This window comes from Amycolatopsis sp. NPDC043885 (assembly GCF_056435685.1).
On the sequence record NZ_JBWKEA010000021.1, the window covers coordinates 163,594 to 176,540 of the forward strand.

The following is a 12,947-nucleotide window of genomic DNA, read 5'->3' on the forward strand; positions in this document are numbered from 1 at the left end:
GAATTCCAGGTGGAACGCGAAATCCCTAGAGTCTTGCCGGACGATGGGAGGTTCGCCACATGACGGACACCGGAGTGGGCAGGCGCGCCGGTTCGGTGGAAGTGCTCGCGGGCCTTCTCGTTCTCGTCCTGCTGGTCCGAGGCCCGCTCGACGATGTCCTCGGCACGCCGATCGTGCAGACCTGGACGACGGTCTTCGTTTCGATCGTGCTCCAGGCTGTTCCTTTCCTCGTCTTCGGGGTGACCCTTTCCGCCGCGATCGCGGTCTTCGTGCCGCGGGAATTCTTCGCGAAAGCCCTTCCGAAACGTCCGGTTCTCGCGGTTCCGGCGGCCGCGGCGACCGGAATGGTGCTGCCGGGTTGCGAATGCGGTTCGGTCCCGGTCGCCGGCGCCTTGGTGCGCAAGGGGGTCACCCCGGCGGCGGCGCTGGCGTTCCTGCTCGCCGCCCCCGCCCTCAATCCGGTCGTGCTGGCCGCCACGGCGATCGCGTTCCCGGATCAGCCGTCGATGGTCTTCGCCAGGGCGGCGGCCGGGCTCGCCGCCTCGGTCGTGATGGGCTGGCTGTGGCTCGGCCTCGGCCGGACGGAGTGGATCAAGCTGCCCGCGCACGCCCACGACGGCCCGCGCTGGCGGGCGTTCGCCGGCGCGGCAGGCCACGACCTGGTGCATGCGGGCGGATTCCTGGTCATCGGTGCCATGGCGGCCGCGACGCTCAACGTCCTGATCCCCGGCCGCTGGCTCCAGACCGTCGCGGACCATCCGGTGCTCGGTGTCCTCGCGCTGTCCCTGCTGGCGGTCCTGTTGTCGATCTGCAGCGAAGCGGACGCCTTCGTCGCCGCCTCGCTGAGCCAGTTCTCCCTCACCGCCCGCCTGGCGTTCCTCGTGGTCGGGCCGATGGTCGACCTGAAGCTGTTCGCCATGCAGGCCGGCACCTTCGGCAGGCGGTTCGCCGCCCGGTTCGCGCCCGCCACGTTCGTGGTCGCGCTCGGTTGCGGGGTCGTGACCGGGACGGTGCTCTGGTGAACCGGACCGCCGCGACCGTCGTGCTGCTCCTGCTGGGCGCGGCCGTGGTCAAGGTCTGCTTGACCGGCCAATACCTGCGTTATGTCAAGGAAGGGCTGTGGCCGTTCCTGCTCGCGTCCGGTCTCCTGGTCCTGGTGCTGGCGGCGACGAACCGCCATCGTCATCCGAAAGTGGCCTGGCTGCTCCCTCTTCCGGTTCTCGCGTTGCTGTTGGTCGCCCCGCAGCCGCTCGGCAGCTACGCGGCGGGCAACGCGGGCACTGCGCTGAGCCGATCCGACGAATATCCGGCACTGCCCGACGGCGACCCGGTGAAGGTGACCGTCCTGGACTACGCCTCCCGCGCGGTGTTCGACGAGGGCCGGTCCCTCGGTGCGAGAAGGGTCGTGCTCACCGGTTTCACCGCCACCGGCCCGGACGGCGCGTCACTGCTCGTCCGGATGATCCTGACGTGCTGCGCAGCGGACGGCCGCCCGGTGAAGGTCGTGCTGGACGGCCAGGTCCCGAGCGCGCCCGACACCTGGATCGAGGTCACCGGCACGTTCCGGCCGGGATCCGTGGTGGACGCCGTCAACGGCGAACGCATCCCGTTCCTGAAGGTCGAAAACGTCGTACCGGTGGCCGCGCCCGAACGTCCTTACGAATAGTCAGGCCCAGCTCCATTGGATCCCGTACTGGCCGGGGAGCGGGTCGAGGGTGATGAACTGGAAAGTACTGGTCGCCCTGTCGAATCTCGCCTCGCCGCGCTCCTCGCGTGGCAGCCCGCTGCGAGGCTGGAAGAACGCGGTGCAGCGTTTCGGCAGCCGTCCGGGGTCGAACGCGAGCTGCACGACGATGTCCCGCGCGGGCCGGTAGAGCGCGATCTGCGCGTGCCGGTTGGTCTGTCCCGGCGGAAACCGGACCCCGAACTCCACAGAGGCCAGTTCGCCCGCGGCCAAGGCCCGGTCGAGCGCGAATTCGAAGACGCAGGTGGACGACGGGACGTCCGCGCGGAACCGCGCCGGACGGCAGCCTTCGGTGAACAGCACCACGGGCGGCTGCGTGATACTGGAACACCGGCTCACGAACACGAACCGCGAGGTGCCGTCGTGATCGGCGCGGACGAGCCGCCGGACCCGGATCGATTCCTGGTGCCCGTGCCCGTCGACGCGGTAGCACACGTTCTGCGAAATCCGGTGCGGTGTATCGAGTTCGTCCGGCGTCGCGTCCATTTTGGCCAGTGCGCGCACCACTTCCTCCGGCCGCCGCCACACCTGGTCGTAGGGCAGGGCGTCGCCGGTGCGGCTCGTCCCGCGGCCGCGGGGGCGCCGCGGGCCGAGCAACCCGGTCAGCGTTTCCGGCGGTTGGCCGAGAATGGTCTCCAGCGCGGTCACCGCGGCGAGGGAACTGGCCCGTTCCGGCCGGTTTTCGCCATTCTGCCAATAGCTCAGCGCACTGATGCTGACCGGCGTGTCCTGCGCGCGCAATCGGCGGCTGATCTCGCTGAGGCTCAGCCCGCTGCGTTCGATCGCGGTGCGCAGTGCGGCACCGAATTCCGCCGGAGCGAGACTCGTCATGAAGGCGCAGCGTACCGTCCGGAACGCCCGACTTTCGTCGGGTGAACCGGGCCCGTTCAGAGTTATCCAGCGTCCCGGCGACTTTTCGTTGACCCTCCTCCGGCCGTGATTAGGGTCGGAATCGTCGGAAGAATCCCCGAATCGCCGACGACTCGCACGTCCTCCCGCCGATGATCGAAGAGGATGATTTCCCATGCGCTCAAGCACAAGACGATGGCGCCGCCGTACGCTGGCCGTCGCAACCGCCACGCTGGCGGCCGGGGCCTTCCTGGTCGCCGCGCAACCCCAAGCGGGCGGAGCCGCGCCACCCGCCGCGCCCGAAGTGGCCGATCAGGTTCCACAACTGACCGAGGCCGGGGTCACCGCCGGCGCCGCTTCGGTCTCCGGTGCCGGCGCGTCCACCATGGCCACCCGGTCCGTCTGCGCACCCGGCGCGCAGTGGCTGCGAGTCCGGTTCACGGAACTTTCGCTGCGCGGCGAGGACTCGGTGACGCTCACCGGCAGCCGCGCGGGCGCGTTCACGCTCACCGCGCGGAACTGGCCTGGCAAGGCGTTCCACACCCGCGCGTTCGAAGGCGACTGTGTGCGAGTCGCGGCGGCGCTGTCCGACCCCGCCAGCCGCTTCGCCATCGACGCCTACCAAGCCGGAGACCGGCCTCTCGCCTCGGCGACCACGACCGTCGCGGCGGTCGGCGACGTCTGCGGGTCTTCGTGCAACCAGACCGCCCCGCTGATCAAGAACATGAACCCGCAGGCGCTCATTCTGGCCGGGGACAACGCGTACAACTCGGGCACGCTGTCCGAATACAAGAACACTTATGACCCCTACTACGGACAGTTCAAATCCATCACCTATCCGACGCCGGGCAACCACGAGTACAACACCTCCGGCGCCTCGGGCTACTTCGACTATTTCGGCACGCGCGCCGGTGAAAGAGGCAAGGGCTACTACAGCTTCGACGTCGGCGATTGGCATTTCGTCGCGCTCAACTCCAACATCACCCGGAGCACCGGCTCCGCGCAGGAGACCTGGCTGAAGAACGATCTGGCGGCGAGCACCAAACCGTGCACGGCCGCGTTCTTCCACCATCCGCGGTTCAGCCGCGGCTCCCACGGGGACGACACGTCGGTGAGGCCGTTCTTCCAGGCGCTCTACAACGCGAAGGCGGACCTGATCGTCGTCGGCCACGACCACAACTACCAGCGGTACGCGCCCTCGCGGCCGGACGGTACCCGCGACGACGTGAACGGCGTCCGCGAGTTGCTGATCGGTACCGGCGGCCGAGGTTACTACAACTTCGACCAGTCGTCCGCCGCCGTGCAGGAAGCGGGCAACACCAACACCTTCGGCGTCGGGAAGCTGACGCTGAGCGCGACGGACTACCGCAGCGACTTCGTGCCGGTATCGGGCCGCACCTTCACCGACACCGCGACCGGCAAATGCAAGAAGGGCGTCTCCTCCCCCGCCTTCTCCGTCGGCACCAGCCCGTCGTCGGTGTCGGTGGAACCGGGCGGGACGGCCTCGGTGACGGTGAACGTCGGCAGCACCGGAGGCTTCAGCTCCGCGACCGTGCTTTCGGTTTCGGGCCTGCCCTCGGGAGTGACCGGCACGATCTCGCCGTCGTCGGTCACCCCGCCCGCCAACGGCAGCGCGACGGCGACGCTGACCTTGACCGCGTCGGATACCGCGACCGGCTCGGCGACCGCCACGGTCACCGGGTCATCGGGCTCCACGACCCAGACCGCGAAGGTCTCGGTGAGCGTCGGTCCGGCAGGCGGTGAGGCGTTCGCGGACGACTTCGAGACCGACAAGGGCTGGCAGCTCAACGCGGCCGGCGCGGACACCGCCACCTCGGGCAAGTGGGAACGGGGCGATCCGGAGCAGACCACGTCGACGTACAGCAACCAGATCAAGCAGCGCGGCGACACGACCAGCGGCGCGAACTGCCTGGTCACCGGGCGGCTGGCCGGATCGGCGTACGGCGCCAACGACCTCGACGGCGGCGGTTCGTCGATGGCCTCGCCGTCGTTCACCGTGCCGGCGGGCGGGAAGCTGACGTTCTCCTACACCTTCGCGCACGGCGACAACGCCACCTCCGCCGACTATCTGCGCATCCGCGTGCTCGACGGCACCACGCCGACGACGGTGTTCGAGAAACTCGGCTCCGCGACCGAAGTCGCGGGCGTGTGGCAGACCGCGACGGCCGACCTGTCGTCCTTCGCCGGGCGCAGTGTGCGCCTGCTGGTCGAGGCGGCCGACGCGAGTACCGCGTCGCTGTGGGAGTCCGCGGTCGACGACGTGCGCGTCACCGCGTAGCCCGGGAAGGCGGACATGTACCTCTCCACGATCCGCTCCGCTGACCCGGCCCGGCCGGGAGGCCGCGCCAAGCACGCGGTGTCGGGCACCGTCATCGGTCTGGGCGTGGTCAGCCTGATCACGGACGTGTCCGCCGAAATGGTCACCGCCGTGCTGCCGCTCTATCTCGTGTACGGGCTCGGCGTCGGTTACCTGCAGCTGGGTGCGATCGACGGGCTCTACACAGGCGCGACGGCGCTCCTGCGGCTTGCGGGCGGCTTCGTCGCCGACCGCCTCGGCCGTCCGAAGGCCGTGGCCCTGGTGGGCTACGGCCTTTCGGCGGCGACCAAACTCGCCTTCCCCGCGGCCGGGTCCTCGCTCGGCGCGATCGGCCTGGTGATCGGGGCCGATCGCGCGGGCAAGGGCATCCGCACCGCGCCGCGGGACGCGATGATCACCCTCGCCTCCCCCGCGGACGGCCTTGGCCGCGCGTTCGGCGTCCATCGGGCGATGGACACGGCGGGCGCGCTGCTCGGGCCGATCGTCGCGTTCGGCCTGCTGACCGTGCTCGTCGGCGACTACCCGGCGGTGTTCGGGGTGAGCTTCTGCCTCGCCGTGATCGCGGTGATCGTGCTGGCCGTGTTCGTCCGTGCCCCCGCCGGGACGGTCGAACGGTCGCGCGTACGGCTGCGAGCGGGTTTCGCCCTGCTGCGGCAGCCAGGGCTCCGCGGCACCTGCCTGGCCGCGGCGCTTCTCGGGGTCTGCACGGTCGGCGACATGTTCCTGTTCGTCGGCGTGCAGCGATCCGCCGGACTGCCACCCGGGGCGCTTCCCTTGCTGCCCTTGGCGACGGCGTTGACCTTCATGACCTTGGCGTCCCCGGTCGGACGGATCGCGGACCGGCTCGGCCGCTGGAAGGTGTTCCTCGCCGGCCACGTCGTCCTGCTCGCCGCGTACGTCGTCCTGGCCGCTTCGGCGAGCGGATGGCTCGTCGCGGCGGTCGTCCTGGCGGCACACGGCGTGTTCTACGCGTGCACGGACGGCGTCCTGATGGCGCACGCGGCACCGCTGGTACCGGAGCCTTTGCGGGCCACCGGTCTCGCGATCGTCCAAACAGGACAAGCACTGGCCAGGGCGACGGGGGCGGTCCTGTTCGGCGCGCTCGCGGCCGGAACGGCGCTGCGGCCCGCGTTCGCGGTGTTCGCCGTGGTGCTGCTGGTGTCGGTAGTGGCCGGAACGAGGATCAAATGAAGCGGACCTGGGTGGGCGTCGCGGCGGTCGTGCTGATCGTGGTGGCCGGGGCGGTCTTCGTCGGGCTTCGCACCGGCGACGCGGCGGCGGAGCAGCAGCTGGACCTCGCGCGCGGCGGCCTGCTGTACGTGGACGAGTCGGGCCGGGTCCGGCAGGACGACCGTGTCGGCCCCTCCTGTCAGCGGGTGGACGTCGCCGCGGGGACCATGGCGTGCCTGCGCGCGACGGCGCTACCGGACCAGGCCGAGCTGGTCGTCACGAAACCCGGAGCCGAACCCCGGCTGATCTCGGAATGGGGACTGCCGTCCCGAGTCCGGGTCTCCCCCTCCGGGCGGCTGGTGGGCTGGACGGTGTTCCGCTCCGGTGACTCCTATCTGGGCGGGGTGGGCACGTTCTCCACCACCGCCGGGATCTTCGACCTGGCGACAGGGAACCACTACGGCTCACTGGAGGACTTCGCGCTCACCGTGGACGGAAAGCCGTACCCGGCCGCGGACCTGAACTACTGGGGTGTGACCTTCGCCAGAGACGATCTGACGTTCTACGCCACCGCCAGGTCCGCGGGTGGCACCTGGCTGGTTCGCGGCGACCTGCGTACCAGGACACTGACTTCCCTGCGGCGCAACGTCGAATGCCCGTCGCTCTCCCCGGACGGCACCCGCGTCGCCTACAAGTTCCGTGACGGCGACCGGTGGCGGCTGCACGTGCTCGGCCTCGCCGACGGCCGCGATGTCCCGCTCGCCGACCCCGCGCATCTGGACGACCAGCCGCAGTGGCTCGACGACCGGACCGTCGCCTACGGCCGGGACAAGGCGATCTACGCGGTACCCGCCGACGGCACCGGAGCGCCCGCGCTCCTCCGCGCGGGTGCTTCCTCCCCCGCGGTGGTGCGGTGATCCCGCGCGACTGCACCCTCACGGGTCTGGCACTCGCCGCGCTGGCGGCCGTCGTCGTGGTGGTCCTGCCCGGGCCCGCTCCCGAGGCCGAGGTTCCCGCCGTCCCCGCGCTCACCGACGTCTGGCCGGACGCCCGGATCACCGCGAACGCCGTCACCGGTGCTCCCTACACCCCGCTGGCGTTCCTCGATTCCGGCATCTCCGCCGGGGTGACGCGGGCGAACGACGTCGTCCGGCTCATGGTGGGAGATCGCGTGCTCCGCGAAGTCCCGCCGTCGGGCTCGCCCCGGTTCGTCCTCGCCGTGTCCCCGGAGGCTCTGGTGTGGCTGGAACTGTCCGACATCACCGGGACGGGGACGCTGTGGCGGGCCGGGCCACACGGTGAGGACCCGGTTCCCGTCACCGCCGACACCGGGCGGGTCGTGCTCCTGGACTCCCAGTACGACCTCGTCGTGCACGACGGCAAGGCCGGCTGGGCGGCCGTGCGGGGCGACGCCACCGAGGTGCGGACGGTGGCGTTGTCCGGCGGCCCGGTGACCCGGGTTCCGCTGCCCGGCGAGTACGCGCTCACCGCATGGCCCTTCGCGACGGCGGCGGCGGTCGAGCAGGCGGGACCGTCGGAACTCGTGGACCTCCGCGACGGCCGCGTCACGAAGGTCGACGGGCAGAGCGTCGAACTGGTCGACTGCACACCGTCCTGGTGCCGGGTCCAGGTACTGCGCCAGAGCGGGACCGCGCGGCTCGACCTCATGAGACCCGACGGGTCCGAGCGAAGACGGGTCGGCGGGAAGGGGATCCGGCCCGCGTTCGGCGACGTCGTCGTGCTCGACCGGTACGCGGTGGTGGTCGACGACGACCGCGGCGTGCTCGCCCTCTACGACACCGCCACCGGCCGGATGGCCGACCTGGCGGCGGAGTTCGGCACGGTCCTGGCGCGAGGGCCGTTCGTCTGGTGGTCGGAGGGCGGGAACGAATCCCTGACCTGGCAGGTACTGGACCTGCGCACGCTCAAGGCATCTGCTTGACTGCTGCCGTGCCGTCCGATCGTGAGACCTCCGTCGAAGCGGAGTTCTCGCGGGTGGTCGGCCGGTTCGCCGGGCCGGCCAGGGGCGCCGGGCTGCTGGTGATCAGTGTTTTCGGGGCACTCGCCACGCCGTCCGGGGCGCTCCCGCTCGCCTTCGGCCTGCTCGCGCTGGCCATGGTCACCGCCGTGGCCGAGCACCTCGTGGGGAAGACGGGCCGGGGCAGGCCGGTGGCGTTCGCGCTGACGCTGGTGCGCGCCGCGGCGATCTGCGGCACCCAGTTCCTGACCGCGCCCGAAGCGGGCGAGCTGAACCAATGGGCGCTCAACGTCCTCACCATCACCGCGATCACCCTCCAGTGGGAGTGGCCGCCGAAGGTCACCGTGCCCGCCATCGCCTGCCTGCTGGCGATCGAAGTGGTGCCTCTCGGCTTCGAGGACGGCCTGTCGGTGGTGGTGCGAGTGCTGATCGAGGCCACCCTCGCCAGGGTCGCCTTCCTCCTGCTGTCGCGGACCACGCGCCGGATCGACGATCTGCGCGAGCGCCAGGCCCGGCTGACCCGGGAGGAATCCCTTGCCGTGCAACGACGGCTGCAGGAACGCGAGTATCTGGCCGTCCTGCACGACACGGCCGCGGCCACCTTTCTCACGGTGGCCCAGCGCGGCGAAACGACGGAGCCGTCCGAGGTCGCCGGATACGCCCGCCGGGATCTCGCGATCCTCACCGGCGAATCCGGGCCCGGCAGCGTCGTCGACCTCGAAACCTCGTTGCGCGGTGTGCTCGCGCAAAGCCCGGTGAAGGTCGAGACGCGCTGGTCTCCGGTCGCGCCGATCCCGGCGTCGGCGGCGCTCGCGCTGGTCCGTGCCGTGCGCGAGGCGCTGGTGAACGTCGAGCGCCACGCCGGTGTCGGCGAGGCCCGCCTCACGGTGGAAGACGGGGTGCGCGTGACCATCCGGGACGAAGGCCGCGGTTTCGACCCGGCGAAGACCCCGGCCCAGCGGCGAGGCGTCCGGGGCTCGCTCGTCGAACGCATGGCCACGGCGGGTGGCCGGGCCGAGGTGACCTCCTCGCCCGGGGCCGGGACCACGGTGGAACTGGTGTGGCCGCATGAATGAGACCGCGGACCGGGTGCTCGGCGGCTGCCGGATCGCGGTACTGCTCGCGACGGCGGCGATCCAGCTCGGGCTCAGCCTGCCCCGGCTGGACGACACCCCTGGCCGGGTCGCGTTCGCCGCGCTCGCCGGCGTACTCGTCGTCGCGGCGTGGTGGGTGCTGCGCTGGAAGCCGGTCCCTTTGCCGGTCGCGCTCGCGGGGGCGATCGTGGTCCTCGCCGCCTCAGCGGTCGCCATCTGGACCCTGCCCCCAAACCGGCTCCTCGGTGACGAGGACTGGGCGTCCGGTCTCGCGGGCTGGCATCTGCTGGTGCTGCTGCTGGACCGCCCCGCTGTCGCGATGACCGCGCTCGTCCTCCAGATGGCGCTCACCTTCGTCCGGCAGATCGGCGCCGCGCCCACCGATCGCGGCGAGATCGGCAGCGTCGTGATCGCCGGGCTCAGCGTGCTCGCCTTCCAGGCCGCGACGCTGGCGCTGATCAGGGTCGTCAACCGGCGGGCTGGCGAAGCCGCGGAGGCTTCGGCCGAACGCGACCGGCAGGCCCACCGCAAAGCGCTCGCGGAGGAACGGGAAGCCGACCAGCGGAGCCGGTTCGCCGGGCAGCTCGGCGCCACCCTGCCGCTGCTGGCCGGACTGGCCGACCACACCCTGGACCCGCGTGACGACGCGGTCCGGCGGCGTTGCGCGCTCGCCGCCACGCAACTGCGGCGGCTGTTCGCGGAGAACGACGACGTGCCCGACCCGCTGCTGCACGAGGTCTCGGCCTGCGTCGATCTCGCCGAGCGGCGGGGCTTGACCGTGACGCTGGCGGTCAGCGGCGAAGCGGCGCCTGTCCCGACCTCGATCCGCCGCGATCTGACCGGTCCGCTGATGACCGCGCTGGCCGCCGCCCGGACGCGGGCCAGGGTCAGCGTCCTGCGCACCGACGACGAAATCCGCGTCGCCGCGATCACGGACGGTGAACCCGGCCCGACGGCGAACGGATCGGGCGCCGTCGACGTCGAATGGCACGCACTGGGAGAACGATCGTGGATGGAGGCGAAATGGCGTTCGCGACCGAACTGACCGCGGTGGTCGTCGACGATCATCCGGCCGTGCGGGCCGGGGTCGTGCACTGGCTGTCCTGCGGTACCCCACCGGTCACCGTGGTGGCCGAGGGCGAAGACGTACGGGCCGCGTGGATCGGCGAGGGCGCGAAGGCCGACGTCGTCATCCTCGACCTGCACCTGAACAGCACCACCCCGGCGATGGGCGATCTGCGGCGGCTCACCGAGGCGGGCCGTCGCGTCGTCGTCTACTCGATGCGGGCCGACGACGAGACGGTCTTGCAGTGTCTCGAACTCGGCGCGCTCAGCTATCTCACCAAGTCCGAAGGCGCGGAACACATCGTCGAAGCCGTGCGCGCGGCGGCGGCCGACCGGACGTACACGCCGCCGTCGCTGGCGGGCGCGATGGCCGGCGACCGCTCGGAGCGGCGTCCCGCCCTCTCCGCGCGCGAGACAGAGGTGCTCATCGAGTGGTTCCAGTCCGAGTCGAAGGATTTCGTCGCGCACCGGCTGGGGATCTCGCCGAACACGGTCAACTCGCATCTCGAGCGGATCCGGGTCAAGTACGCCCAGATCGGCAGGGAGGCCCCGACCAAGGCAGCGCTCGTCGCGCGGGCGATCCAAGACGGGTTGATCGGCGTAAGCGATTTGTGATCGGTCGTGGTGCGAACGGACCACAGGCACCGCCTCCGGTTGCGGCTACGGTGCGTGACGAGCACGCCGGTACAGGTTCGGCGGGAGTCCGAGGAGAACCATGAAGTCCGCCCGTACCGCCTTGATCGCCACCGGCTGCGCCGCCGCGCTGCTGCTTTCCGCCTGCGGCGAGGAGGGCGGGAAGACCGTCAGGGCCGACGGCACCATGGCGCCCGGCAGCGAGCTCAAGGTCGGCGAACGCGCCGTCGTCTCGTTCAGCGACGCGGGCAAGTCGGGCACGATCGCGATCACCGTCAAGTCGGTCGAGATCGGCCCCAAGGAGGATCTCGCCAAGTTCGAGGACAAGGGCGAGGGATCGCTTCCGGTGTACGTCCGGATGGTGATCGAGAACGTCGGCGGCACGGACCTCGCCGACACTTCGGTGTCGGTGCGCGCGGTCGACGCGAACGGCAAGGGCACCAAGGTGATCATGGCCGGCGGCACCGCGGCCTGCAACGGCGAGACGGCGCCGGCGACGTTCACCACGCCGGGCGCGATCTACGAGACCTGCGACACCGAAGGCGTCAAGGACGGGGGCGAGGTCGGCGGCGTGTCGTTCGTCGACGGCGACGGCTACAAGGACGACCCCGTCACCTGGAAGAAGTGAACACCTCCCCATTGAGCCGAACAGCGTAACCGATTCGTGATCATTCGTGGTGCGAATGGCCCACACCGACTTACTCCCTCATCGACTACGGTGCGTGGCGAGAACGCCGGAGCAGGATTTCGGCGGGGAGTCCGAGGAGATCCATGAAGTTCGACCGTATCGCCCTGCCCGCCGCCGGCTGCGCCGCCGCGCTGCTGCTTTCCGCCTGCGGCGGCAAAGAGGAGGGGGGCAGCCCCGCTCCCGCCCCGTCGCCCGCGCCGACGTCGGCCGCGGCGTCCTCGCCCGCGACCAGCGGCACGGTCCCGGTCTCGAACGCGGACGCCACCGCGCCCGGCAGCGAACTCAAGGTCGGCGAGCGCGCCGTCGTCCCGTTCAAGTACGGCAACGACAAGTCCGGCACCATCGCGATCACCGTCAAGGCGATCGAGCTCGGCCCGAAGGAAGACCTCGCCTCCTACGGTGAGAAGGCCAAGGGCATGACGCCGGTGTACATCCGGATGTCGGTGGAGAACGTCGGCGGCACGGACCTCACCTACAGCACGGTGCGCCTGCGCGCGGTCGGGCCGAACAACAAGAGCACCGGCGTGATCATCACCGGCGAGACCCCGAACTGCCAGTCCGAGTCGGCGAAGAAGGACTTCAAGACCGCCGGCGCGACCTACGAGACCTGTGAGCTCCAGGCCATCAGGGACGGCGGAGAGGTCGGCGGCGCGGAGTTCAACGATGGTGACGGGTACAAGGACGACCCGATCGTCTGGAAGAAGTAAGCCCATCAGCGCGTGAAGGCCCCTTTCCCTCGGGGGACGGGGGCCTTCACGCGCAGCCACGCTGCGGGTCCAGGTTCTCCTGCGTACCGTTGTCGTGATGGTCCACGTGCACCGGACGATCACCGTCCGAACCCCCGCCCAGACCGTCGTCGGCTACCTGCGGGACTTCGCGCACGCCGAGTCGTGGGACCCCGGCACCGTGTCCTGCACCCGTATCGACACCGGCCCGATCGCCGTCGGAGCGCAATGGCACAACGTGTCCGAGTTCCGCGGCAAGAAGACCGAGCTGACCTATCGCCTCGAGCGGCTGGAGCCGGACCGGATCGTGTTCGTCGGCAGCAACAAGACCGCGACGTCCACCGACGATCTGACGATCTCCGAGGAAGACGGCGCGACGACCGTCAGCTACCACGCCACCATCGAGTTCCACGGCCTGGCCAAACTCGCGGACCCGTTCCTCAAGCGGGAGTTCGAAAGGATGGGCGACGAGTTGGTGCCGGCGATGAAGGCGACGCTCGAAGCGCTTCCGGCCTCGTGAGTGGCGGTTCGGGTCAGGGCCGAGAGCGTCTTGGATACCTACTGGATCTGGCTGGGGCTGATCATGTGTCCGTGAAGGCCTCCTTGCCTACCCTGAAGGTAGTGAAGGAGGCCTTCACGGACCTTCAGGGTCGCCGCTCTCGT

At 70.5% G+C, this 12,947-nt stretch carries 13 protein-coding genes; 12 read left to right on the plus strand and 1 reads right to left on the minus strand.

Features of this window, described 5'->3' with window-relative positions; translation table 11 throughout:
• The first annotated feature begins 59 nt into the window (after positions 1-59).
• Together AC069I_RS38550 and AC069I_RS38555 are read left to right on the plus strand one after the other, a co-directional pair.
• Entirely contained in the window at positions 60-1,022 is a 963-nt protein-coding gene (locus tag AC069I_RS38550) for a permease (RefSeq protein WP_478235834.1), read from the plus strand.
• Entirely contained in the window at positions 1,019-1,666 is a 648-nt protein-coding gene (locus AC069I_RS38555; protein ID WP_478267557.1) for a TIGR03943 family putative permease subunit, read from the plus strand. Before AC069I_RS38550 ends, AC069I_RS38555 begins: the two co-directional genes overlap by 4 nt.
• Here AC069I_RS38555 and AC069I_RS38560 read toward each other — a convergent pair whose 3' ends face one another.
• Positions 1,667-2,575, minus strand: a complete 909-nt coding sequence (locus tag AC069I_RS38560) for a helix-turn-helix domain-containing protein (RefSeq protein ID WP_478230391.1) — start codon at positions 2,573-2,575, stop codon at positions 1,667-1,669.
• A gap of 193 nt (positions 2,576-2,768) precedes the next feature.
• Between AC069I_RS38560 and AC069I_RS38565 the strand changes: the two genes are divergently transcribed.
• From AC069I_RS38565 to AC069I_RS38610, 10 genes are all read left to right on the plus strand, one after another.
• The gene (locus AC069I_RS38565) at positions 2,769-4,892 is read left to right on the plus strand and encodes a metallophosphoesterase (RefSeq protein WP_478235835.1); all 2,124 of its coding nucleotides are present in this window, start codon (positions 2,769-2,771) and stop codon (positions 4,890-4,892) included.
• Between the two features lie 15 nt (positions 4,893-4,907).
• A complete protein-coding gene (locus AC069I_RS38570; RefSeq protein ID WP_478267558.1) occupies positions 4,908-6,122 on the plus strand; it encodes an MFS transporter in 1,215 nt (404 codons plus the stop codon).
• Positions 6,119-7,018: a TolB family protein gene (locus tag AC069I_RS38575; protein WP_478235836.1), complete on the plus strand. Its 900-nt coding sequence runs from the start codon at positions 6,119-6,121 to the stop codon at positions 7,016-7,018. Before AC069I_RS38570 ends, AC069I_RS38575 begins: the two co-directional genes overlap by 4 nt.
• On the plus strand, positions 7,015-8,043 hold the full coding sequence (locus tag AC069I_RS38580) for a hypothetical protein (RefSeq protein WP_478267559.1): 1,029 nt from the start codon (positions 7,015-7,017) through the stop codon (positions 8,041-8,043). The genes AC069I_RS38575 and AC069I_RS38580 overlap by 4 nt, the downstream gene beginning before the upstream one ends.
• A gap of 8 nt (positions 8,044-8,051) precedes the next feature.
• Positions 8,052-9,155, plus strand: coding sequence for a sensor histidine kinase (locus AC069I_RS38585; RefSeq protein ID WP_478235838.1), 1,104 nt, complete (start codon positions 8,052-8,054; stop codon positions 9,153-9,155).
• The gene (locus AC069I_RS38590; protein WP_478267560.1) at positions 9,148-10,218 is read left to right on the plus strand and encodes a histidine kinase; all 1,071 of its coding nucleotides are present in this window, start codon (positions 9,148-9,150) and stop codon (positions 10,216-10,218) included. Before AC069I_RS38585 ends, AC069I_RS38590 begins: the two co-directional genes overlap by 8 nt.
• Positions 10,197-10,853 (plus strand): response regulator, encoded by a 657-nt coding sequence (locus AC069I_RS38595; protein ID WP_478230384.1) that lies wholly within the window; start codon positions 10,197-10,199, stop codon positions 10,851-10,853. Before AC069I_RS38590 ends, AC069I_RS38595 begins: the two co-directional genes overlap by 22 nt.
• Before the next feature lie 100 nt (positions 10,854-10,953).
• Positions 10,954-11,499, plus strand: coding sequence for a hypothetical protein (locus AC069I_RS38600; protein ID WP_478230383.1), 546 nt, complete (start codon positions 10,954-10,956; stop codon positions 11,497-11,499).
• Positions 11,500-11,642: 143 nt separating this feature from the next.
• A complete protein-coding gene (locus AC069I_RS38605; RefSeq protein ID WP_478267561.1) occupies positions 11,643-12,266 on the plus strand; it encodes a hypothetical protein in 624 nt (207 codons plus the stop codon).
• A gap of 97 nt (positions 12,267-12,363) precedes the next feature.
• Positions 12,364-12,804, plus strand: coding sequence for an SRPBCC family protein (locus AC069I_RS38610; RefSeq protein ID WP_478230381.1), 441 nt, complete (start codon positions 12,364-12,366; stop codon positions 12,802-12,804).
• The last annotated feature ends 143 nt before the right edge of the window (positions 12,805-12,947 follow it).